Annotated in this window: 19 protein-coding genes; 10 read left to right on the top strand and 9 right to left on the bottom strand. The window is 33.4% G+C overall.

The window, feature by feature from the left end; genetic code table 11:
* On the bottom strand, positions 1-1,155 hold the full coding sequence (locus BTO05_RS06055; RefSeq protein ID WP_087491801.1) for a 5-(carboxyamino)imidazole ribonucleotide synthase: 1,155 nt from the start codon (positions 1,153-1,155) through the stop codon (positions 1-3).
* Positions 1,156-1,283: 128 nt separating this feature from the next.
* Between BTO05_RS06055 and BTO05_RS06050 the strand changes: the two genes are divergently transcribed.
* The 4 genes from BTO05_RS06050 to BTO05_RS06035 all read left to right on the top strand — a co-directional run bounded on the left by BTO05_RS06050 (position 1,284) and on the right by BTO05_RS06035 (position 4,709).
* Positions 1,284-2,396 carry an adenylate kinase gene (locus tag BTO05_RS06050; protein WP_087491800.1) on the top strand — a complete coding sequence of 371 codons (1,113 nt, stop codon included), beginning with the start codon at positions 1,284-1,286 and terminating at the stop codon, positions 2,394-2,396.
* A gap of 91 nt (positions 2,397-2,487) precedes the next feature.
* Positions 2,488-3,486 (top strand): GTPase ObgE, encoded by a 999-nt coding sequence (gene obgE, locus BTO05_RS06045; RefSeq protein ID WP_087491799.1) that lies wholly within the window; start codon positions 2,488-2,490, stop codon positions 3,484-3,486.
* A 64-nt stretch (positions 3,487-3,550) separates the two neighbouring features.
* The gene (locus BTO05_RS06040) at positions 3,551-4,066 is read left to right on the top strand and encodes a DUF4136 domain-containing protein (protein WP_087491798.1); all 516 of its coding nucleotides are present in this window, start codon (positions 3,551-3,553) and stop codon (positions 4,064-4,066) included.
* Positions 4,067-4,154: 88 nt separating this feature from the next.
* Entirely contained in the window at positions 4,155-4,709 is a 555-nt protein-coding gene (locus BTO05_RS06035) for a DUF664 domain-containing protein (protein WP_087491797.1), read from the top strand.
* Between the two features lie 50 nt (positions 4,710-4,759).
* Here the strand turns inward: BTO05_RS06035 and BTO05_RS06030 are convergent, their stop codons facing one another.
* Together BTO05_RS06030 and BTO05_RS06025 are read right to left on the bottom strand one after the other, a co-directional pair.
* Positions 4,760-5,131: a DoxX family membrane protein gene (locus tag BTO05_RS06030; RefSeq protein WP_087491796.1), complete on the bottom strand. Its 372-nt coding sequence runs from the start codon at positions 5,129-5,131 to the stop codon at positions 4,760-4,762.
* Positions 5,132-5,231: 100 nt separating this feature from the next.
* On the bottom strand, positions 5,232-11,645 hold the full coding sequence (locus BTO05_RS06025; protein ID WP_232459788.1) for an alpha-2-macroglobulin family protein: 6,414 nt from the start codon (positions 11,643-11,645) through the stop codon (positions 5,232-5,234).
* 171 nt (positions 11,646-11,816) lie between these two features.
* Between BTO05_RS06025 and BTO05_RS06020 the strand changes: the two genes are divergently transcribed.
* The 6 genes from BTO05_RS06020 to BTO05_RS05995 all read left to right on the top strand — a co-directional run bounded on the left by BTO05_RS06020 (position 11,817) and on the right by BTO05_RS05995 (position 19,410).
* Positions 11,817-12,770 (top strand): tetratricopeptide repeat protein, encoded by a 954-nt coding sequence (locus tag BTO05_RS06020; protein ID WP_087491795.1) that lies wholly within the window; start codon positions 11,817-11,819, stop codon positions 12,768-12,770.
* Positions 12,771-12,884: 114 nt separating this feature from the next.
* A complete protein-coding gene (locus tag BTO05_RS06015) occupies positions 12,885-13,562 on the top strand; it encodes a TetR/AcrR family transcriptional regulator (protein ID WP_087491794.1) in 678 nt (225 codons plus the stop codon).
* Positions 13,562-15,223 (top strand): peptidase domain-containing ABC transporter, encoded by a 1,662-nt coding sequence (locus tag BTO05_RS06010; protein WP_087491793.1) that lies wholly within the window; start codon positions 13,562-13,564, stop codon positions 15,221-15,223. Before BTO05_RS06015 ends, BTO05_RS06010 begins: the two co-directional genes overlap by 1 nt.
* Before the next feature lie 9 nt (positions 15,224-15,232).
* A complete protein-coding gene (locus BTO05_RS06005; RefSeq protein WP_087491792.1) occupies positions 15,233-16,585 on the top strand; it encodes an HlyD family secretion protein in 1,353 nt (450 codons plus the stop codon).
* Positions 16,586-16,588: 3 nt separating this feature from the next.
* Positions 16,589-17,992: a TolC family protein gene (locus BTO05_RS06000; protein WP_087491791.1), complete on the top strand. Its 1,404-nt coding sequence runs from the start codon at positions 16,589-16,591 to the stop codon at positions 17,990-17,992.
* Positions 17,993-18,057: 65 nt separating this feature from the next.
* Positions 18,058-19,410 (top strand): UDP-N-acetylmuramate--L-alanine ligase, encoded by a 1,353-nt coding sequence (locus tag BTO05_RS05995; RefSeq protein WP_087491790.1) that lies wholly within the window; start codon positions 18,058-18,060, stop codon positions 19,408-19,410.
* Between the two features lie 130 nt (positions 19,411-19,540).
* On the opposite strand, the gene BTO05_RS05990 is transcribed toward BTO05_RS05995, so the two are convergent.
* The 6 genes from BTO05_RS05990 to BTO05_RS05965 all read right to left on the bottom strand — a co-directional run bounded on the left by BTO05_RS05990 (position 19,541) and on the right by BTO05_RS05965 (position 23,455).
* Positions 19,541-20,293, bottom strand: a complete 753-nt coding sequence (locus BTO05_RS05990) for a hypothetical protein (RefSeq protein WP_087491789.1) — start codon at positions 20,291-20,293, stop codon at positions 19,541-19,543.
* 69 nt (positions 20,294-20,362) lie between these two features.
* Positions 20,363-21,205, bottom strand: coding sequence for an SDR family oxidoreductase (locus BTO05_RS05985; RefSeq protein ID WP_087491788.1), 843 nt, complete (start codon positions 21,203-21,205; stop codon positions 20,363-20,365).
* 11 nt (positions 21,206-21,216) lie between these two features.
* Positions 21,217-21,702 carry a DUF1772 domain-containing protein gene (locus tag BTO05_RS05980; RefSeq protein WP_087491787.1) on the bottom strand — a complete coding sequence of 162 codons (486 nt, stop codon included), beginning with the start codon at positions 21,700-21,702 and terminating at the stop codon, positions 21,217-21,219.
* A complete protein-coding gene (locus BTO05_RS05975) occupies positions 21,699-22,094 on the bottom strand; it encodes a hypothetical protein (protein ID WP_087491786.1) in 396 nt (131 codons plus the stop codon). Before BTO05_RS05975 ends, BTO05_RS05980 begins: the two co-directional genes overlap by 4 nt.
* A gap of 90 nt (positions 22,095-22,184) precedes the next feature.
* A complete protein-coding gene (locus BTO05_RS05970; protein WP_087491785.1) occupies positions 22,185-23,036 on the bottom strand; it encodes a helix-turn-helix domain-containing protein in 852 nt (283 codons plus the stop codon).
* A 119-nt stretch (positions 23,037-23,155) separates the two neighbouring features.
* Positions 23,156-23,455 (bottom strand): immunity 53 family protein, encoded by a 300-nt coding sequence (locus tag BTO05_RS05965; protein WP_087491784.1) that lies wholly within the window; start codon positions 23,453-23,455, stop codon positions 23,156-23,158.

Raw genomic sequence — 23,455 nt, 5'->3', positions numbered from 1 at the left:
TTATTTACTTATAACTTGTATGGTTTCTTTTACTTCTTGAGCAATTGCTCTAGCTTGATTTATATCATTGTCAATAATAGTTACGTGTCCCATTTTTCGGAAAGGACGTGTTTGTTTCTTTCCATAAATATGAGGCGTTACACCATCCATAGCCATTATTTTTTCAATGTTTTTGTAGAGGACATTTCCTGAATGATTTTCTGCACCTACAAGATTAACCATAACGCTTGCTACTTTACTTTCTGTTTTACCTAGCGGTAAATTTAAAATGGCTCTCAATTGCTGTTCAAATTGGCAAGTAAAACTTCCTTCGATACTGTAATGTCCAGAATTATGAGGTCTTGGTGCGACTTCATTAACTAATACCTTGTCGTCTTTAGTTAAAAACATTTCTACAGCCAAAAGCCCAACATGTTTATAGGCGTCTGCAACTTTTAAAGCTAAATCTTCTGCTTTTTTTGTGATGTTATCTGGCAATCTTGCTGGGCACAAAACGTACTCTACTTGGTTGGCTTCGGGATGAAATTCCATTTCTACCGTAGGATATGTTTTTATCTCTCCGTTTTCATTTCTTGCAACAATTACTGCTAATTCGTTTTTAAAGGGAATTAAAGCTTCGGCAATACATTCTGTATTTGGTAAATCTTTTAAGTCCGAAATATTTCGGATGACTTTTACACCTTGACCATCATACCCAAATCGTGCACTTTTCCAAACAAACGGAATTGATAATCCACCGTTTTCAATAGCATCTTCAATTTCCGAAGCATAAGCAAATCGAGAAAATGGTGCTGTGGGAATGTTATTATCAGTGTAAAATAATTTCTGTGTGGCTTTATTTTGTATTGTTCTTAAAGTCTTCGAAGACGGAAATACTTTTTTTCCTTCATTTTCTAAAGTCTCTAATGCATCAACATTTACGTTTTCAATTTCAAAAGTCAATACATCTACACTACGCCCAAATTTTAAAACTGTATCGTAATCTAGAATATCGCCAGTTACAAATTCGTCACAAGCTAACCTTGAAGGTGCGTTTTTGTTGGAGTCAATGACCTTTGTGGCAATATCAAATTTTCGAGTTGCGTAGAGCATCATTTTGCCCAATTGTCCGCCACCTAAAATACCAAGTTTAAAATCTGAAGAAAAGTAGTTCATGTCCTGATTATGAAGCTTTGAAAATTTTAAACAAAAATACATTATAATAAGAGAACTCTAGTAAATCGTAAATCAAAAATCGTCATTCGTCAATCAAATGATTATCTTTGCCTTTTTAAAATTAGAACATGCTAGTTAAGCTACAGGATTTATATTTCAAACCATTTATTTCAGAAGAGAAAATACAAGCTACTGTTCAACAAATGGTCGATGCTATTGCAGAAGACTTAAAGGACGAAATGCCCATTTTTGTTGGTATTCTTAACGGCTCTTTCATGTTTGTAAGTGATTTTGTAAAAAAGTATCCTCATCCTTGCGAGGTCACTTTTATAAAATTAGCATCTTATGATGGTGTTAAGTCTACTGAAGATATTCAGCGTTTAATAGGTTTGACTCAAGATTTAACTGACAGAACAGTAGTGATTCTTGAAGATATTATCGATTCTGGTAACACGCTTGAAGAAGTGCACCGCATTTTTAAAAACGAAAACGTAAAGCAACTCATTATTGCTACGTTATTTTATAAGCCAGAAGCTTACAAAAAAGACTTTAAATTACACTATGTTGGTTTAGATATTCCTAATAAATTTATTGTTGGCTACGGCTTGGATTATAATGGGTTAGGACGTGATTTACCAGCAGTATATCAACTAAAAACTACACAACACATGATTAACATTGTATTATTTGGACCTCCAGGAGCAGGCAAAGGTACACAGGCAAATTTTTTGAAAGACAAATACAATCTAGTACATATTTCTACAGGAGATGTGTTTAGATATAACATAAAAAATGAAACTGCTTTAGGAACTTTAGCTAAGTCTTACATGGACAAAGGCGAATTAGTTCCTGATGAGGTTACTATAGATATGCTTAATGCTGAAGTAGAAAAAAATGCAGATGCTAATGGTTTTATTTTTGACGGTTTTCCTAGAACAAATGCGCAGGCCGAAGCTTTAGACGTGTTAATGAACTCTAAAGATTCTCAAATTAACGCCATGGTTGCTCTAGAAGTTGAAGACGAAGTCTTGGTTGGACGTTTATTAGAACGAGGAAAAACAAGTGGACGTGCAGATGATGCTGATGAAGGTATTATACGTAACCGTATTAAAGAATACTACAACAAAACAGCAATATTAAAAGACTATTATTCAGCTCAAGAAAAGTATTTTGGTGTTGATGGTGTTGGTAGTATTGAAGAAATTACAGAACGGTTAAGCGAGGTTTTAGATAGACTTTAATCGAATCGCTATATCACTTTGAGCGCAGTCGAAAGGTCTTAAAACTCTGCGTAATATAAATTAAAGATTACCGCTTTCGCGGCAAGAAAACATGACTGAAGGAAACTTTGTAGACTACGTAAAAATGCACGTATCTTCTGGAAACGGAGGAAAAGGCTCTGCACATTTACACCGCGAAAAATATATTCAAAAAGGTGGTCCAGATGGTGGTGATGGTGGTCGTGGAGGTCACGTCATTGTTAGAGGTAATCCTAATCTTTGGACGCTTTTACACCTTAAATTTAAAAGGCATATAAGAGCTGGTCATGGTTCTCACGGTAGTTCTGGTAGAAGTACTGGTGCTGATGGAGAAGATATGTATCTTGATGTACCACTTGGAACAGTAATCAGAGATACAGAAACAAATGATATTCTTTTTGAAATCACTGAAGAAGGAGAAGAAAAGATTGTTGCTGAAGGTGGAAAAGGTGGTCGTGGAAACTGGCATTTTAAAAGCTCTACTAACCAAACACCTCGTTATGCACAACCAGGTATTCCTCTAGAAGAAAGACATATTACTCTTGAACTTAAAGTTTTAGCAGACGTTGGTTTAGTAGGTTTTCCAAATGCTGGTAAATCAACCTTATTGTCTGTAATGACTTCAGCAAAACCCAAGATTGCAGATTATGAGTTCACAACGTTAAAGCCAAATCTCGGTATTGTAGAGTATCGTGATTTTAAATCCTTTGTAATGGCAGATATTCCTGGTATTATCGAAGGTGCTGCAGAAGGAAAAGGTCTTGGCTATTATTTTTTAAGACACATTGAGCGAAATTCAATATTACTATTTTTAGTACCTGCAGATGCAGATGATATTGCTAAACAGTACGAGGTTTTGTTAGATGAGTTGAGACGCTACAATCCGGAAATGCTAGATAAAGAACGTTTTCTTTTAGTATCTAAATCTGATTTGTTAGATGATGAGTTAAAGGCTGAACTTAAAGTCGAACTCGATAAAGGTTTGAATATTGATTATATGTTTATGTCATCTGTTGCACACCAAGGTATTCAAGAATTAAAAGATAAACTTTGGAAAATTCTAAATGAGTAACTTTTTACGGAATAGTTAAAATTTTAAACCCAGTTTCAATTTTTAGTATCTTTAAAATAAAAAGATGAAACTGTTAAAATTCCTTTCAATACTGTTGTTATTTACCTCTTGTGGTGCTTTTGTAGATTATGATTACGAAAAGGGCACTGACTTCACGAAATACAAAACTTATAATTATTACTCAGATTTAAAATCTGGATTCAATCCGTTAGACGAGAAACGTCTTTTTCGTGCTTTAGACGCCAAACTAAAATCTATGGGGTTTGAAAAATCTGAAACACCAAGTTTTAATATAGATATTCAATCTGCTGAAGTGACTTCTAACTCAAATAGTAATGTTGGTGTTGGTATTGGAGGTACAGGTCGTAATGTTGGTGGTGGCGTAACTATTGGTATCCCTGTTGGTCAAAATAGAACTATGCGAGAAATTAGTATCGAATTTGTAGACGATTCTAAAAATGGTGTGTTTTGGCAAGCCATTACAACCATTTCTAATTATGGAAACACGCCAGAAAAACGAGAAGAAAGCTTCGCTAAGCTTATAGAAAAAGTACTAAGTAAGTATCCTCCAAAAAAGTAGTATTCCTTGTCTTTCGTTAAGGTGTTGTTAAGTCCTCTGATAAATTGATTCTTTCAGTTTACATTTATGTAAACTAAATTCTCAATCAATGAAACATTCAAAACTTATTTTTAGTATTCTTTTCGTTTGTCTTTTTGCAATTTCGAATGCACAAATGGAGGTAAAGCCACCAAGAGGTTACTCTAACGATATTGGTAATATGGTATCTATGTTAGATGGATTAAAGGCTAGAGTAGAACGCATTGTAAAAAACATGGATCAAACATCCACCGATTTTTTATTGGACGAAAATGCCAATACACCTGGCGCTATGATTTATCATCTAGCAGCAACAGAAGCATATTACCAAGTCTATACTTTTGAAGGTCGAGCATTTAATAAAGAAGAGGAAGAAAAATGGGGAACTGCTTTAAGTCTAGGAGATAAGGCAAGGTCAGAATTTAAAGGAAAACCGATAAAGTATTACCTAGATATATTTGACGAGGTTAGAAAGAAAACCAAAAAACTTTTAAAGGAAAAAGATGATGAATGGTTTGCAGAAAAAAATGGAGGAATGACAAATCATTGGGCATGGTTTCATGTTATGGAGCATCAAGCAAATCATATGGGACAATTAGCGATGATAAGTAAACGTGTTAAGTAAAAAAAAGAGGCTTTCAAAGCCTCTTTTTTATACCATTATTTTATATAATCTTAGTTTAATAGAGCTTCGTATTTGTCTTTATAACCGTATAGTACAGCAATATTAAGAATTAATAGTACTGCAGCTCCAGCTATACCTGCAGGGTCTAAAACTGCATGAAATAATACAGCATTTACAGAAATACTCATTAGTATTAAAGTTAATAATGCACCATATTTGTTAAGTAGTAAAGCTAATCCAGCGACAATTTCTACAACACCAACTAGTGTCATTGTTTTAGCGCTTGTTAGTGCTCCAAAATAAGCACCAGCATCGGCACTTAATTCTGGCATTGGTAAAAACCCAGCAAATTTATTCACTCCAAAAACTAGGACAAAAACACCCAGTAAGATTCGTAAAATCATAAAGACTTTTGAATTCATAATTATAAAATTTTATTAGTTAGTATTCTGTAAGGTACTAAATTATTTTTTTGACCTCACTCGAATTTTGTCGTTTCAACAACCTTAAACTAACAAACTACTAATTTATTTTAACTCGAATTCCTTCAGAATGACTGCTAAATTCAGGTGCGTACATGGACTGAATCGTTGTAATACCATTACTCATATCACCAGCATTATTAACTCTCAAATCGTATTCAAAAACATAAATACCTTTTGGTAAATAGTCTATAAAGAAATTGGTTGCAGCATCTTTTGTACTTTCATAATAACCCAATCCATCTTGCCATTTGTATTGCGATAATACGTTTATGGGTTCAAAACCTGCAGCGCGCATATCTTTTAGGTGTAAGAATTCCATATCACGGTCACTTCTTAATTCTATCCGAACTTTTACCAAATCACCAACCTTTAGATTTGTGTTTTCTGTAATTTCAGAAATTTCTTCTCCAGTATCTGTGTTAGTTTTTAAGAATAGCTTTTTCTCTAGTTTTAATGGTGTTTCTGCAGAAGTAATTTTATCTAAATCTTCAAAATATTGCCAGTATAATGCACCCCAAGCGATACCTTCTCCTTTTTTAGATAATGTAACTTTTGCTTGTTCTGGTTTTATACTTTTTCCATTCCATGAGGTTTTATAATAACCAGTACCAGCTTCAACTTTTACATTTTCTAATTTTGAAGGAGAAATGACCTTGTCACCAACTGTTACATCAACAGCTTCACTAACATCAAGCCATTCGCTACCTTGAAGTAATAATGCATAAACAGCTTCGGCAGTTGCTTTGGTTGTTTCCCATTTGTTGGTTTGCTTATTTTTAAGCAACCAGATTTTAAGATTGTCAACGGTTTCTAGATTCTTCACTTCGTTCTGAATAACAGAACCAACTTCAGAGAATGCTTCAATTAGCAATGCCTGTGTTTCAATAGGTGCTTGATGCCAATACCAAGATGCTGTGTTAGCTTTCCAATACATGCCTAATTCATCTGAAGTAACACTATTTTCTTTTAAAGACTTAAGGATTTTACTAGATGTTTTACTATCATTATTTCTATGCATTATCAACGCCATTAGTCCTTTTGCATAAAGCGAACGACTTAACCAATATTTTTGGATTTGCCCTTTGTAGTAATCCATGATTTTGTTGACTTCGTTTGAAACTTTAATTTCTGGATAAAAACTACGAACGTATAAATAATGCATTTGTGTGTAAGACAAGTGGTCTTTGTCTAGGTCTATTTTTGAATTATATTTCTTAAGGTTTTTATACTCTTTTACAAATTCTTTATCTAAATATTGAATGGCTTTTTCAATCATAGATTCTTCACTATTGTTCTGAATGACACCTAGTTTATTTAGATGCCCAAAACCAGAAACAATATGCTGTGTAATGTATCTGTTGTCGCGTCCGCCATCAAACCAAGGCCAAGCACCAGAATTATGCTGATTGTTTTTTAATTTGCGAATAGATGATTGTAACTCGCTGTTCATTTTGTTTAAATCGAATAGTAAAGCAATTCGTTTTTTCTGCTCAGATTCAGATTTTGCATCTCGTAGCCAAGGCGTTTCTTCAATTAAAAGAGATTTTAGCTCTTGGTTCTTTTCCAAGTTAGACAGTAACGCATCTGTTGACGCGTCGGACTGAGCTTGTCGAAGTCTCCATTGGTTAAAAACAGCTTCAATCTTTGGGTTAGACTTAGTAATATGTTGTGCCAAAGCATTTGCATAGTAGCGACTAAATGTTTGCTCATTACACTCATAAGGATACTCCATTAAATAGGGTAACGCTTGTACTGCATACCAAGCTGGATTAGATGTAATCTCTAAAGTTAACTTATGGTTTTTTAAAGTTGTTGAGGTATTGTCCTTAAGTTTATCTAGACTAAACGTCTTCGTTTGATTAGAACGTACCCACATTGGTAAAGTCTCAGTAACTAACATTCTGTTGGTCAAAACAGGTAAGACGTTTTGCTCACCATCGCTAAAATCTTCGGATTGGGCAATGACTTTGTATTGTACAGCTTGTAGGTTATCAGGTATGTTTAATGTCCAACTAGCTTGTGTGTTGCCTTTTGCATCAACAGAGAAACTTTTGGTTGCTGAGATATTTGAATCGACCAATTGCTGAGATATTTCTTTTCCAGTAATAACATCCTCCAATACTAATTGAACTTGTCCAGTTATTAATTTGTCAGTAAGATTAGCAATTTTAGTACTAATAACAATTTCATCGCTTTGACGCAAAAAGCGAGGCGCATTTGGTGTAACCATTAATTCTTTTTGAGTTACAGCTTCAAATTGGGAAACAGTGCTTTCTAAAGTTTTTGTATGTGCGAGTAACTGTAATTTCCATTTAGTTAAAGCTTCTGGTGCTTTAAAATTAAAACTGACATTACCATCTTTGTCTGTTTGTAACTGCGGAAGGAAGAATGCTGTTTCTTGTAGGTTTTTGCGGATTTGTACTGTTGCTTTGTTTGGATTTATATTTGAACCTGGTACTGAATCATCTACCGTAACCTCCAATCCTGGAGCTTGACCAGATAAAGTTTGAACAAAACCTGCATTTGGTCTGTCTTCAAGCATTTCAGCTTCAACTCTAACGCTACTTACAGATGACTTTGCTTTTGTGGTTGTTGCATAACCTGTAATTACAACTTCATCCAATGTGCCTAAATCTTCAGCTAAAACAACATTGAGGAAATTGTCTCTATTAATCTTATGAGAAATAGATTTCATTCCAAGAAAAGAAAAATTAAGAGTTTGTCCAGTTTTAGCTTTTAAAGAAAATCTGCCATCAAAATCACTTTGAGTTCCCTTTGATGTGCCATCAATTATAATATTTACACCAGGTAAAGCATCTCCGTAAAAATCGGTAACAATGCCCTTGATAGAGTCATTTTTTATTGAACTAAGATAAGAACCAGTTATTTTAGAATTCTTTTCATTAATCTGTCTTCTATAAGTCAAACGTGATAAACGTTCATTCCCAAAATAAAACCCAAACCAATCCAAACTATCAAAACCTTGATAAGGATAACTTGGGATACTTTCAAAACTATTGTTACGTCTAAAGTTTGAGATGCCAAAACTTTGATTGCTATTTTTATAAAATCTAACACTGTAATTTGGTCTGTAAATTGGATTAAAACTCCAGCTATGTGGTTTAAATTCGTCTAAAGATGCATCATACATACTTGCTAAAACTTCAGCTGCAACTTTATCACCTTTTGGTCCTTTCATTTTAAACTGCCAAGTTTCATCTTGTCCTGGTTGTAGTTTATCCCTAAACGTACTTGTTTGGATTTCTAAATCAGTTTTAGGATAAGGTACATTTATAGTGATTGAGCCAGCTTTAAAATCATTAAAAGCAGAAAAACTGTAATGCACAACAAAGCCACCAATATCAGATTTGTCAATTGGTAATTCTATAGTTTTTTTAGAATTATTGAGTTGATGTATTTTGGTTTCAATAAGTTTTCCATCTTTTTCAATTTCTATGGTAACGTTAACTCCTTTTGCGGAACTTCCAAAAGTTAAAACAGCAGTTTCTCCAGAATTATATTCTGTTTTATCTAAGCTAATATCAAATAATTTATAGTCTGCTAAAGTTTTGTCTGCGTCGCTAAATAGATAAGTATAAGCTTGGTCTTTTACAGTTTGACCGAATTTATCTTTGCTTTCTAAAACGATTATATAAGTGCCAGAACCCCATTTTTTTATGCGTTTTAAGACTATAGATTTAGACTTTTCGGTATCGAAATTAGTCTCAAAAACAGCTTTGCCTTTTTTCCAATTTTGAACATTTACTTCATCATCATACGACCAATGTGGGAATTTTGTTTTAAAATCATTTTCGCTCAATAGCTTATAATCGGGAGCTTGCCAAGGTCTGTTTCGCAATACATAATCTGGAGCGTTGAGTTTAAAGATTTTTAGACTTCCTTTTGCTGGTACAAATTCTCCATTAAGGTTAGATGTTGTAATACTTAACTCCGTTTCTTTTTCAGACTTATCGATACGCTGCGGTGCGCCGATATTTGCTGTAAGTGCATGGTAACCCACACGAACTGTTGTTGAAGCACTTCGTGTTTCGCCATTAATATCAGTCACATCTGCGGTGATTTCATAATTAAAAACAGGCAGATTTTCTTTAGAAACACTTTCATCAGGTAGTGCTTTAAAAGTGATTTCAAATTCACCTTTAGCGTTTGTTTTTAACTCCCCAAAAGTAATTTCTTGGGCTTCGGAATTGTAGCTGTTTCGACCCCAATAATACCAACGCGGCATGCGCACTTGACGCTTAACACGGTAAACAACTTGGGCATCTGTAATATTACTTCCTGCAAAAGCGATGGCATTACCTTTTACGGTGACACTATCGTTAACTTTAAAGGTTTCTGTAACTGGAATAAAATTGGTTTCAAACTTAGGACGTTTGTATTCTTCTACTGAAAAATATTCGGTAGATGTGCCCATTATATTCGAGGTTGTTTTTATATAGTAATTACCTGTCAATCCACCATTTGGTAAGATAAATTCCCCACTAAAAGAACCGTATTCGTTAGTCGTGAATTCCAATTCACTCAATTGCTGTCCATTAACATCATGCAATGTTGCTGTAATTTTTTCTTCAGAAGCAACAATTGTTGGGTTTTTAAATTCAGTTTTAGTAGAAATACCTTTGAAGTAAACCGTCTGGCCTGGTCTATAAATACTGCGGTCCGTTAGGATAAAAGTTCTGTAATTAGTGTCTGTATTTTTGGTTCTTTTATAAAACCTATTGATATAAGATTTTCCAAAAACTCCTGTTTCATTTGCATTTGAAACGATAGCATATACATTATTATATCGGTTATTATTTTTCTTAAAATAGAACTTTCCATACTGGTCGGTAGTAAATTTTTTACTGAGTTCTCTGTCGTAATTTCGGTTTGTTCTATACTTTAATTCAATTTTAGCATTAGCAATAGGTTTGCCATTATTTCTATCAATGATTTGATATATGATGTGTTCATTTTCTTGTGCTTCTACCATGGCCATATCGGTTACTTGGATATCCGTTGTTGCAAAGACAGACGTGTTGGTTTTTGCAACCACTATATAAAGTCCATTTTCTAGATTTGGAAGCACCAATTCGGTACTGTGATTTTGATAATCATCCTCGTTTTTAAGAGGACTTGAAAACGTTTTATGCGTTTGTAATTTTGAGATGAATTTTTGTTTTTCATCAGCTCGATAGATGCGATTGAATCTTTTTAGTTGTTTGAGACTGACTTTGAAAATATCAAAATCGAGCTTTTCAAGGTTTTTGTAATTGACCTGGATTAATGCTGGTTGGTCAATAGGTAAGTAGCGCTCTGTTTTTAAGCTTAGGTTGGGCTGATATATGCGCTTGATTAATATCTCACATTTTTGTGCACCATTACTTTTAGGGAATTTAGAAATTGTTTCTTCACAAATAGATAGTGCTTCTTTGTTCTTCCAGCGTAATGCTTCAGAATCGGTTTCAGCATTCGGATTGTAGTTTGTAGCTTGGTTTACAAGTTCGCTAGCTATCTCAAAACTATATAAAGCAGATACAGCATTATTTTTAATGGCATTTAATTCTGATTGGTACGTTTTTATGATTTCCGTTTCAGGATTACCGAAAGTAGCATTCTGTTTTACAAAATTTAAACGCTCGATATTTGCAGATACAAAAGCTTTAGACGTTTTATCTTTTTGATGAAATCTTAAAAGGTTTTGGTAGATTTTTAAGGCATTCAGCTGTAGGTTAACAGAATCTTTTGATGTTATTTCTAAACTCAAAAAATTAGCATTTACATCACTATATTTAATGTCATCAATATTGAATTTGTAGGCAGGCTTTGCTATGGCATTTTCACTAGTTTTGTAAAAATCTAAAGCGTTTTGACTCAAAAAGTCAAATAGTGTAGGTCTATAGTCTTTAGAGTTTTTTACGGTATTTAAGATTAGGTCATACTTATCCAGAGGCTCTTGTTGTAACAGCAGTCCATTTTGTAATGAGCGTTCGAAAAACGTATGGATTTCTTTAAAAAGTGTTGTTAAATCCCATGTTCTAAAATCATCACTTGCTTTTTGTTCTGTTTTTGAACGGTTGTAAAATTTATAACGATTCTGTTTAAAATATTGCCAATATATATTTGCAAGTAAATTTTCTAATAAACGTTGTGTAACAATATCGTTAGATTCAATTTCAGATTTAAAATTACTTACAATCTTTAATTGCGAATCTTCTTCCAAGATTTGCAAATATTTACTTTGGTATAATAATGCTTTTATTTTCTGAACCGTATTTTCATCGCCTTTGGCTCGTGTAAAGATTTTGTCCACTAATTCTGAGGCAGATTTACTTAAGCCATCATTCTCTAGTTTTTGAACGTCTTTCCACTGTGTGTCATAGTAGTTAGATTGAGCATAAGAAAAAGAAGCAAAACAGACGAGCATAAATATTGAGATAAAGTATTTCATGATTTTAAAATTTTCAGCAAAATACCTTCAAAAGGTATTCCAAAAAACACAGTATTGGTAACTGAGCCATTTGGGTGAGTGAAGTTAGTAATTTTAAAAGTGAAAAAACTGTAAGCAATCTAAAATTAGAACGTCCGTTTTATAGATACAAGTCGTATTTTTGTTTGAGTTATGAGATTATATATTCTTTTGTTATTTATTCCGTTTTTGCTTTTAGGTCAGGCACCAAAAGAGCAAGCTGTTATCCTTATAAATAAAAAGCAGTATCAAAATGCAGAAGTTTTAATGCAGAAATATGTAAAAAGTAATACTTCTGATAAAAAAGCTATTGAACTTTTGGGAGATGCCTATGGCCATCAAAAAAAATGGGATAATGCCATAGAACAGTATAAAAAGTTGACTAAACTAGAGAGCAACAATGCCAATTATCATTATAAATATGGTGGTGCTTTAGGAATGAAAGCCTTGAGTGTTAGTAAGATTAAGGCTTTAGGAATTATTGGCGATGTTAAAAAAGCTTTTTTAAAAGCTGCAGAATTTGACCCAAAGCATATAGATACCCGCTGGGCTTTAGTAGAGCTGTATATGTCTTTGCCTGGAATTATAGGTGGAAGCAAAAAGGAGTCATTAAAATACGCTAATGAGCTCGAAGTATTATCAAAGGTTGATGGTTATTTGGCAAAGGGTTATATCTACGAATATGATGACGAACCAGAATTAGCAGAAAAATATTATAAGAAGGCCGTAGTTGTTGGAGGTTCGGTTAATTGTTTTGAAAAATTAGCCAATCTTTATGAGTCTAATAATCAACCTGAAAAAGCCATTAAAACTATTGAGGCTTCCCAAGAGAAGCACAATAGAAATGCACTACATTATCAATTAGGTAAAGTCTCTGCAGACTATAATGTGCAATTAGATAAAGGAGAACGTTGCCTACATGAATATATTAAAAACTATACCGCGGCTGATGGTGTGCCAAAAGAATGGGCTTATTACAGATTAGCTCAAATATATAAGCACAAAAAAGATAAGCAAAAGGCGTTAGTCTATATCGATAAAGCCCTAACTATCCGTTCAGATTTTAATCAAGCGCTTAAAGAAAAGGCTGTAATCACAGGAGAATAAACTTTTTTTCATCTTATTAAGAGTTTTCTAAGCTGTTGAATGATAGCTAAATATTTGTTAATTACTTTAAAAATGATAGTAATACTATTACTTTCGCAATCAAAATAATTAATAATGAAAAATTTACTTTCAAGCATTAAGATTTCTGTGCCAGAAAAAATCTTTCTAAAAGACCCTGAGTCTTCAGATTTAGGTAAACGAATCATTGGTAATAGTATCGTTTTAATAGATGATATTGGCTTTGATAATTTCACATTTAAAAAACTTGGAACTAAAATCGGTTCTAACGAGAGTTCGATTTATAGATACTTTGAAAGTAAGCACAAGCTATTATTATATCTGACATCTTGGTATTGGGCTTGGATAGAGTATCAGTTAGTTTTCTCTACAATGAACCTATCAAATTCGGAGGAGAAGCTAAAAAAAGCAATAGAAATTGTTACTAGAACCATAAAAGAGGATAATAATTTTTCACACATTAATGAGGTTGTTCTTAATAGAATAATCATTAATGAAAATTCTAAAGCATACTTGACTAAAGAAGTTGACACAGAAAATAAAGATGGTTATTTCGTGGTGTATAAAAGACTTGTTCATCGACTTGGCGATATGATTTTGGAAATAAGCCCTAACTATAAATTTGCTTTAAGCACGTCTAGTACAATAATAGAAGGTGCATTACATCAACATTTTTTAAAAGAGCACTTTACGTCAATAACAGATTGTAATAATAAAGTAACACCAACTAGCTTTTTTCAAGAGTTAGCTATAAACGCTATAAAAAATAAATAATGACAAGTATTAAAAAAATTATGACGCCTTGGCAACGCTTGGTTGGACTATTAAAATTAGAGCGTAAGGCAATAAAGCAGATATTGTATTATGCTATTTTTTCGGGTTTAGTTGCTTTGACATTGCCTTTAGGAATTCAGGCTATTATTAACCTAATTCAAGGGGCACAAGTAAGTACATCGTGGTTAGTACTCGTTATATTAGTAACATTGGGTGTGTCATTTGTGGGTGTTCTTCAGTTAATGCAAATGAGAATTATCGAAACAATACAGCAGCGTATTTTTACTAGAGCCTCTTTTGAGTTTACATATCGTTTCCCTAAGATAAAGATGGAAGAATTACGAAATTATTATCCACCAGAATTGGCCAATCGTTTTTTTGATACGCTTACGATACAAAAAGGTCTGTCTAAAATTTTGGTCGATGTGCCAGCGGCAGTATTACAGATTTTGTTTGCTCTGATCTTATTATCATTCTACCATCCTTTTTTTATTGCTTTCGGTATATTATTACTGATTCTTATTTACGTAGTTTTTAAGTATACAGCTCAAAAAGGAATGCAAACAAGTCTTTTAGAGTCTAAACACAAGTATAGAGTTGCACATTGGATTCAAGAAGTGGCAAGAGTCGTTGTTAGTTTTAAGTTATCAGGTAAAACTAGCCTGGCTTTAAATAAAAATGACGAGTTAGTAGATGGTTATCTGCAGGCGAGGGAAAGTCACTTTAAAATTCTAGTCATCCAATTTATTCAAATGATAGGATTCAAGGTATTGGTTACTGGTGGTTTATTAATTATTGGAGGTCTACTAGTATTAAATCAAGAAATGAATATTGGACAGTTTGTTGCTGCAGAGATTATAATCCTTCTGGTCATTGCTTCTGTAGAGAAATTAATCTTAGGATTAGAGCCATTTTACGACGTATTAACGTCTTTAGAAAAAATGGGGCAAGTTGTAGATAAGCAAATCGAAAGCCAAACTGGGAGCAAGCCAAATTTTGAAAATGAATTTAATTTACAATTAGATAAGGTCACTTATGCCGTACCATCACGAGAGCAAAATATTTTGACGGATGTATCACTGAACATTCAGTCTAAAAGTAGAATTTTAATCAAAGGAGAAAGTGGCTCAGGAAAGTCGACTTTGTTAAGATTGCTATCAGGTATTATTGAACCTTTAAAGGGAATGGTTTATGTCAATGATACTAATATTAAGAATATTAATTTAAACTATTACAGATCTCATTTAGGGCTATCATTAGCAGATGAATCCCCATTTGAAGGTACAATCAGAGAAAACATCACTTTTGGTAATACAGATGTTAACGAGGAGGATTTGTTATTAGCGGCTAAAAAAGTTGGTTTAACATCTTTTATTAAAGAAAGTCCAGATGGTTTAGACACCATGCTTTATCCAGAAGGAAAAAGAACGTCTTTCACAGTTGTAAAGCGTATTGTTTTGGCCAGAGCAATTGTAGGTAAACCAAAACTATTAATTCTAGAAGATCCATTAGAGCATTTTGAACCGGATGAAATATCAGATATTATAAAATTTTTATCTGATGCTTCAAATCCATGGGCATTAATAGTAGTCAGTACAAATAACAAATGGGCATCGAATTGCACTCAGGTTATTACATTAAAAGATGGTAAAATTATTTAAACTAAAGACATGCTTAATATATCAAATAATCAGTTACATAAATCTGTAGATATTTCAGGTTCTAAGTCGGGTCAGCGCGTTTTTCATACATATTATTACAAGTATTTTAATCGTTTTTTGGGAGCTTTTGCTATCATTGGAATCATAGTGTTATTTCTACCTTGGACTCAAAATATTTCGGGTAGAGGTAGTGTTACAAGTCTTACACCAGAGCAACGTCCACAAACAATTCAATCTCCAATTCCGGGTAGTATTGAGCAGTGGTTTGTTAGAGAAGGTGACTTTATAAAAAAAGGTGATACTATAATGAAAATTGCTGAGGTTAAAAGCGAATACTTTGATCCAGATTTAGTAAAACGAACAGAGCAACAAAGGGATGCAAAAGCCTTTGCTGTAAAATCTTATGCCGGAAAAGCAGATGCCCAAGATGCACGTATTGGTGCTTTAATAAGAGAGCGAAGCTTGAAATTAGAAATTGCAGAAAATAAAATTTTACAAGCGTCTCTTAAAGTAGAGTCTGACAGTATAGATTTGGAAGCAGCAGAAACTAATTTGCGTATTGCCAAGATAAAGTATATGCGAGCAGACTCATTGTTTCAAGAAGGTTTTACTGCCCGAAGAAAAGTTGAAGATGAAGCTGTAAAGCTCCAATCAACTAAATCTAAAGAGATTTCTCAAAGAGCTAAGTTGTTGGCTAGTAGAAACGAAGTCATTAATGCAAAAATTGAGATTTCAAAAATTAAGGCAGAGTACGTCGATAAAATTTCAAAAGCAGAAAGTGAAAAACTATCTGCGAAATCAAGCCAGTTTGATACAGAAGCACAAGTAACAAAACTGGATAATGCGGTATCTAATTACAGCATAAGAAACGACTTGCAATACATAACAGCACCTTATGATGGTTATATACAAACGGCATTAAGAGGTGGAATTGGTCAGACTTTTAAAGAAGGAGAAGAACTTGTGGGTATCATACCAAAAAATGTAGACTTAGCCGTTGAAACTTTTATAGATCCTATTGATTTGCCATTAATCCATAAAGGCGAAAAAGTCCGTGTACAGTTCGACGGTTGGCCAGCAATTGTATTTAGTGGTTGGCCAAATGTATCTTACGGAACTTACGGTGCAGAAGTGGTAGCTGTAGAGCGTTTTATTACCAAACGGAACGGAAAGTTTAGAATATTATTAAAGCCTGACCCAGAAAGTCCAGCATGGCCAGAAGAGGTGCGACCAGGTTCTGGAGTATATACAATGGCATTATTGGAAGATGTGCCAATTTGGTTTGAGCTTTGGAGACAGCTCAATGGTTTTCCACCAAATTATTATCAACCATCAGAGGTTGCAAACGCCAAAAAGAAATAATAGATGAAAAAGATATTTTCAATCATTTTTATTGCTTTTGCATGGTTCGGTTTTGCGCAAGTAGATAGCTTGTCTAATGTATTGCGGTTTGATGAATATTTAGGCTATGTCAAGAAATTTCATCCTATTGTAAAACAAGCCAATCTCGTCATTGACGAGAGTCAGGCAAAATTATTAAAATCCAGAGGTGCATTTGACCCAAAAATTGACGTCGATTACGACCGAAAAAAGTTTAAAGGCACAGAGTATTTTGATAAACTCAACGGAACTTTCAAAATACCAACTTGGTTTGGTGTGGAGCTGAAAGCCTCTTTTGAAGAAAATACAGGTGATTTTTTAAATCCTGAAGCTTTTGTACCAGAAGATGGTTTGTATTCTGCAGGAGTCTCGGTTCCTGTTTTAAGAGGTTTACTTATTAATGATAGAATGGCATCCCTTAAACAAGCCAAATTGTTTAGAGAACAAGCCAAAGCCGATAGAGATATTTATGTCAACAATATATTATTTGAAGCGTCAAAAGTATATTTCAAATGGTTAAAATCTTATAATGAGTTAAAGCTCTTCGAAAATTTTCTTGTTAATGCAGAGCAGCGTTACCGTGGTATTGTTCGTGGCGTAGAATTAGGAGAAAATGCTCAAATTGATGCTACAGAAGCTCGTATAGCTTTTAATAGTAGAAAGCTGAGTTTGGAGCAATCACGCGTTAAAATGATGAAAGCATCATTAGAATTGTCGACTTTTTTGTGGTTAGAAAATAATATTCCTGTAGAGTTGCAACCTAATGTTGTGCCAGATATAGAGACAGAGCCAATAGTTGATGCAACATTTAATCTAGACCAATTACGAAATCAAGATGTGGTAATTGATCAGCATCCAAAAATTCAATCTTTAGATTTTAAGCGTCAAAGTTTAAATGTCGAAAGACGCCTGAAAGCAAACATGTTGTTGCCGCGTGTAGATTTGGAATATAATTTCTTGACTGAAACTCCTGATATTGGACGTTCGTTCAATACTCAAGAGTATAAAGGTGGTGTAAATGTTAGTATGCCGTTATTTTTAAGAAAAGAGCGTGGTGATTTGAAACTGGCTAAGATTAAGTTAAGTGATACCGAATTTGAAATTAATGCGACTCGCGTTAACCTTCAGAACAAGATTAATGGTCTAAAGCAAGAGTTGGATTCATATGTTACTCAAAACGAAATTACGGTCGAGATGGTCTCTGATTATCAGTTGATGCTTAGAGCAGAAGAACGCAAATTTCAATTAGGAGAAAGTTCTCTTTTCTTAGTTAACTCTCGTGAGTCAAAACTTATCGAAGGACAACTTAAAGCTATTGAAATTCAGAATAAATTTTTTAATACCAAAGCAAAGTTATTTAATAGTTTGGCGGTCAATCCAGAGCTTTAATACTTAGATTATATTTAATAAGGTCTATATTCAGCAGTCTCAAGTCTATAAATTATATTTGCGTTATGAATGTACATTTTATCGCCATTGGTGGTGCAGCAATGCACAATTTAGCTTTAGCGCTTCATAACAAAGGATACAACGTCTCAGGAAGTGACGATACTATTTTTGACCCTTCAAAATCGCGGTTAGACGCTAAAGGTTTACTGCCTGAAAGTTTCGGTTGGTTTCCTGAAAAAATCACTTCAAGTTTAGACGCTATAGTTTTGGGTATGCATGCCAAAGCCGATAATCCTGAGCTATTAAAAGCGCAAGAATTAGGTCTCAAAATTTACAGTTATCCAGAATTTTTATACGAGCAATCCAAAAATAAAACACGTGTTGTTATTGGTGGAAGCCATGGAAAAACGACTATTACATCTATGATTTTGCATGTGATGCATTACCATGATCGCGATGTGGATTATATGGTTGGTGCACAGCTCGAAGGATTTGATGTTATGGTAAAACTTACCGAGCACAATGATTTTATAGTCCTTGAAGGCGATGAGTATTTAAGTTCGCCAATAGATAGACGCCCAAAATTTCATTTATACAAACCTAATATTGCCTTAATAAGTGGTATTGCTTGGGACCATATTAATGTGTTTCCAACGTATGAAAACTATGTAGAGCAGTTTAGCATTTTTGTGGACTCTATTGTACGTGGCGGAAGTATTAATTATAACGAAGAAGATGCTGAAGTAAAGCGTGTTGTCGAAGCCTCAGAAAATCAAATACGTAAATTACCTTACCAAACACCAGAATATTCCGTAGAAAATGGTGAAACTTTATTAGACACACCAGAAGGACCAATGCCAATTGAAGTTTTTGGAGCTCACAACCTCAATAATTTAGCTGGTGCCAAATGGATTTGCCAACACATGGGTATTGATGAAGATGATTTTTACGAAGCCATTTCTACCTTTACAGGTGCCAGCAAACGTTTAGAAAAAATAGCCGAATCTAGTACATCTGTCGCATATAAAGATTTTGCACATTCGCCAAGTAAAGTAAAAGCGACCACTGAAGCTGTTAAGCAGCAATATAAAGACAAGGAGTTATTGGCATGTTTAGAATTACATACCTATAGTAGCCTTAATGCGGAGTTTTTAAAGGAATATAAAGGTGCATTAGACGCAGCAGATAAAGCCGTAGTGTTTTATTCACCACATGCGGTAGAGATAAAAAAACTAGAAGAAGTCACTCATGAGCAAATCGCTAATGCTTTTGAGCGAGACGATTTAATAATCTACACCAATCCACAAGATTTTAAAGACTTTTTATTCTCACAGAATTTTGAAAACAAAGCATTGCTCTTAATGAGCTCTGGAAATTATGGTGGCTTGGATTTTAATGAGGTGAAAAATCTGCTTTAGGAGATTTCGTTATCTCTAGATAAATTCAGTTTTAATTGATTTTATCGATTGATAACGAAGGTCGTATTTTTTAATTAGACAGCCAACCATTTTCAATTCATCCTCTTTAAGATTGTAAGTCCATAAAAAATCAATCAAGAGGTAATAAAGTTAAGGATAGAAATAGAGTATTGGTTATCATATGCAATAACACAGGATATTTTAATCCAAAAGCTACTCTTGTGTATCCTGCGATGGTTGCACTAAATAATTGTGGAAGTGTTAATATTGGCAGTAATAAAAGATTAGTTAGATTCAACTCAAAATTAAAGATATGTAGCCAAGCAAAACTGATACATGATGCATAATAAATAAGTCTAAAATGTTTTTTCCAAAATTGCTCCAAGATTTGTCTTATAGAACTTCTATTGGATAATACAAAAGCAATTAGTAAAATAATTACAGCGACTATGATTCTGTACCAAAACGTATCATCTACCAAAGATAATCGACTTTTATAAACGGCTTTAGTCATTATATAATAGGTAAATGTTCCAGAGGTTAAGGCAAAATTAATTGGACTAAATTTTAACGATAATCTAAAAGTGATTTCTTCAAATATGGGTAGGATAATGCCACCAACTAAAAGCAAGGCTAGTGGGCCAAATCTATCGGACATACTAACCGATGTCAGATTCTCAGGCTCATAGATAAGCTGCAATAGTGACGCAACTGTTATGCTAAAAATTATCTTTATAAAAAAGAGACCAATAGTGTCATATATTTTTTGAGCGGTACTTTTTTCTATGGATGATTTATCTATAGGACGTCTTACAAAATTTGCTAAATCTATTAATAGAGACTTGTAGTATTTTGGTTTTATTAATGGACATGGAACTATCATTTTATTATTATTTCAAATAATTTAGGCTCTAATTAGCTTTAAGTACTATCTAGAGCCTCGATTTTTTGTTTAGTTGGTTTGTGTTATTGCTTCATTCCAAACTCCAGTCTTGGCAGTTTCTTCTGCATATTCTGAAAATGCTTTTGCTTTTCTACCTAAAACACGTTCAATATCATTTACCACTATTTGATTATTAGGATTGGTTAAAACGTGACTGAACAAATACTCAATCAACCAAACGACATCATCTGGTATTTGCATTTGTTTCATCCCATCTACATACTGCTCTAGTGTAATATTATAAAAGTTCAAATTTCTGTTGCTCGTTTTTGAAATGATGTCAATAATATCTTTAAATGTGATTAATTCTGGGCCTGTTACCTCAATGATTTCACCATTATAAGAATCATCAAGTAAAACGGTAACGGCAACTTCAGCAATATCATTAGCATCTACAAATGGAATTAAAACATCAGACATTGGTAATGCTACTTCTCCTGATAGAATAGGTTCTAAAAAGAAACTTTCACTCCAGTTTTGGTTAAACCAAGAGGCTCTTACAATGGTGTAATCCAAACCAGAATGCATCACAATTTCTTCACAAGCTTCTGCTTCGGTTTCTCCTTTTCCAGAAAGCAATACCATTTTTTTAACACCTAATTCTTTAGCTAAATATGTTAAACTCTCAATAGCTTCTTTTGCTCCAGGAACAGCTAAGTCAGGATAGTAAGTGACATACATTTTTTTAATACCATTTAAGGCTTTTACCCAAGTATCTTTATTATCCCAATCAAAGCCTGGTGATGCATTTCTTGAACCTATTCTAGGTTCAATACCTTTATTTTGTAATTGTTCTACTACTCGGCGACCAGTCTTGCCAGTTCCTCCGATAACTAAAATGTTTGTTTTCATAATGAATTGTTTTAAAATGATTTTTTAATAAATATTGATATAAGTAATAGGGTAAATGAAACTATACTTGATATGGTTCTTATACTGTGATATTGATTCCAAGCACTTTCATAATAGGTTCTAAAATCCTTCAGCTCTATTAAGTTAAGCTTGGTAATATTTAATGCTTCTAGTTCATTGTTTAAGGGAACATTCCCAAAAGCGGTAATTCCAAAAGTGCCGATTAGATATATTATTGTTGAAGCTAGAACTAACCAAAACACAGGCTTGTTGTTAAACTGAAGACAAGTTGTAAATGCTAATGCGATTAAACTTCCTAAAAACACAATAAAGAATACTGGATTTAAAATTTCTCTATTAATGCTTTGCATGGTTTCTATATAGGTAAGGTTACCTACTTTTTTTGTTCCTAAGATGACTGAGACGGACCAAGCAAAGAAAAAACCTGTGGAAAGAGCATTCAATATTACCGTTATAAAAAACACAATAGTTTTCATGCTTTGATTTTTTTATTGGTTAGATGATTCCCGAAATACATTATTATTAGGAAGAGTTCAATTGCAATAGCATAAAATTTTGGGTCAGTAAAAAATTCTAAATGATTAATCTCAATCGGAATTAAGAATATAGGAACCGTGATACAAGCGTCTAGAATTGTAATTACTACTATGGAAATTATAGCTAAAACATAAGGTTTTAGGTAACTCTTTTTATAGAATAAATACGTACCTAAACATGCACTAGGTATTAATGCAAAAGCTAATACAATGTTTGCTTGTAAATCTAGATTATCAATTATCGGAATGTAAAAGGATAGAAGAAAAGAGCAAACGCCAAGAAACCAAATCAAAATGGAACTTAGAATACTGAACACAAATTTATTAATCATAATTATTGTTTTTAAATTATGATACAAATCTATTGCAGCTGTTTTCCAGCCACTTATTCAAAAAGAATTATGATTTATTCGAAAAGAATTCTATACCTGGCTGGGTCTATAGCCAAACTTTTTTTCAAAAGCGTTAGAGAAAGAGCCAAGACTATCGTATCCTACAGCCCAAGCAGCCTCTTGAATTGTTTTTTGTTCGTTTTTAATTAAACTATAGGCTTTCTTTAAGCGTTCGTTTTGTAGGTATTTAAAAACAGGAACTCCAAATTGTGCTTTAAATTCTATTTTAAGTTTATTGGTATTGGTTCCGATTTTGTTGGCCAACTCTGTTAAGGAAGGTGGGTTTTCTAAATCCGATAGCAAAATTTCTTGAGCAAAGTTGATTTTTTCTAATTGCGAATTATCAAGTTTTGTGTTTTGTTGTTTTGCCAATTGTCCAAAATAATGAGAAAGTAAAGCGGTGATATGACTTTTATAAAACATCATTTTAATTTTGCCCTCATAAGTATTGCTAAAGAATTGCTCTACTAACTGAAACATTTCTGGACTCATATTAAATACTGGACCTTCAACATAATGATCTTTTGGGTGTACTAATTGATTTAAGAATTGTTCTAAAAACTGTCCTTCACCATTAGGTAGTTTATCTATATTTCTAATAGTTGTAGCTATTACCAAACATTGCAGTGGCTTTAGCATAGAAACGTGATGTTCAAACTCCACTTTATCATCAGCATAAAATGATAGAATCATACCTTTTGTATGCTGGAATTCTTTTGTTTGACCATCAAATTTTACGTTGAGGCCAACATCACCAGCGCCATAAAAAGCTATTGCAATTACAGGTTCGTCAAAAAAACATGAATCTATTAAGTTGTTATTGGAAGAAGCTTCTTCCAATAAGATTGTATAGTCATTTATATCTATAATTTCTCGATTCACCTTTATAGATTGTTTTATTCGATTTTAATTATTGCTAGCCGTAATGATATAAGTCACTTTTTAATATGATTTAATCGGTCTATAACGAAGTTCAGTTTTTTTATTGAGAAAATCAAGTCTTACTGATGCTCAACCTTTTCAATCATTTCGCGAAATAGATTTAGTAAAAAAGGTAATTTTTTAATATCTCCAGCGGCAGTAAATTTTTGGTTTTCAATTTTTACGCCGTACCAATCTTGTTTGCCATTTTCGTTAAGTATCCATTTAACCTCAAGCTTTGCGATAGATGTCTTGGAAATATCAATCTCGACTTCCCAACCTGGATTATCAATATTGGTGATTTGTATAATTTCATTCTTTTCCCAAGAGCCGTCGCAATTATTCGCAAACCAATCTTGTATCCAATCTATAATATCCAT

Source organism: Winogradskyella sp. PC-19 (genome assembly GCF_002163855.1).
In the GTDB taxonomy this organism is placed as follows: Bacteria; Bacteroidota; Bacteroidia; order Flavobacteriales; family Flavobacteriaceae; genus Winogradskyella.
The sequence above is the reverse complement of the archived record's forward strand: the minus strand, read 5'-3'. Positions and strand labels throughout refer to the sequence as shown.

Bases quoted from the DNA above. Each gene is read 5' to 3' on its own strand.
- BTO05_RS06055 (WP_087491801.1), bottom strand. From the start codon at position 1,155: ATGAACTACTTTTCTTCAGATTTTAAACTTGGTATTTTAGGTGGCGGA.
- BTO05_RS06030 (WP_087491796.1), bottom strand. From the start codon at position 5,131: ATGAATTCAAAAGTCTTTATGATTTTACGAATCTTACTGGGTGTTTTT.
- BTO05_RS05965 (WP_087491784.1), bottom strand. From the start codon at position 23,455: ATGGATATTATAGATTGGATACAAGATTGGTTTGCGAATAATTGCGAC.
- BTO05_RS05990 (WP_087491789.1), bottom strand. From the start codon at position 20,293: ATGATAGTTCCATGTCCATTAATAAAACCAAAATACTACAAGTCTCTA.
- BTO05_RS06000 (WP_087491791.1), top strand. From the start codon at position 16,589: ATGAAAAAGATATTTTCAATCATTTTTATTGCTTTTGCATGGTTCGGT.
- BTO05_RS05980 (WP_087491787.1), bottom strand. From the start codon at position 21,702: ATGAAAACTATTGTGTTTTTTATAACGGTAATATTGAATGCTCTTTCC.
- BTO05_RS06010 (WP_087491793.1), top strand. From the start codon at position 13,562: ATGACAAGTATTAAAAAAATTATGACGCCTTGGCAACGCTTGGTTGGA.
- BTO05_RS06025 (WP_232459788.1), bottom strand. From the start codon at position 11,645: ATGAAATACTTTATCTCAATATTTATGCTCGTCTGTTTTGCTTCTTTT.
- BTO05_RS06050 (WP_087491800.1), top strand. From the start codon at position 1,284: ATGCTAGTTAAGCTACAGGATTTATATTTCAAACCATTTATTTCAGAA.
- BTO05_RS06020 (WP_087491795.1), top strand. From the start codon at position 11,817: ATGAGATTATATATTCTTTTGTTATTTATTCCGTTTTTGCTTTTAGGT.
- BTO05_RS06005 (WP_087491792.1), top strand. From the start codon at position 15,233: ATGCTTAATATATCAAATAATCAGTTACATAAATCTGTAGATATTTCA.
- BTO05_RS06040 (WP_087491798.1), top strand. From the start codon at position 3,551: ATGAAACTGTTAAAATTCCTTTCAATACTGTTGTTATTTACCTCTTGT.
- obgE (WP_087491799.1), top strand. From the start codon at position 2,488: ATGACTGAAGGAAACTTTGTAGACTACGTAAAAATGCACGTATCTTCT.
- BTO05_RS05995 (WP_087491790.1), top strand. From the start codon at position 18,058: ATGAATGTACATTTTATCGCCATTGGTGGTGCAGCAATGCACAATTTA.
- BTO05_RS05975 (WP_087491786.1), bottom strand. From the start codon at position 22,094: ATGATTAATAAATTTGTGTTCAGTATTCTAAGTTCCATTTTGATTTGG.
- BTO05_RS06035 (WP_087491797.1), top strand. From the start codon at position 4,155: ATGAAACATTCAAAACTTATTTTTAGTATTCTTTTCGTTTGTCTTTTT.
- BTO05_RS06015 (WP_087491794.1), top strand. From the start codon at position 12,885: ATGAAAAATTTACTTTCAAGCATTAAGATTTCTGTGCCAGAAAAAATC.
- BTO05_RS05985 (WP_087491788.1), bottom strand. From the start codon at position 21,205: ATGAAAACAAACATTTTAGTTATCGGAGGAACTGGCAAGACTGGTCGC.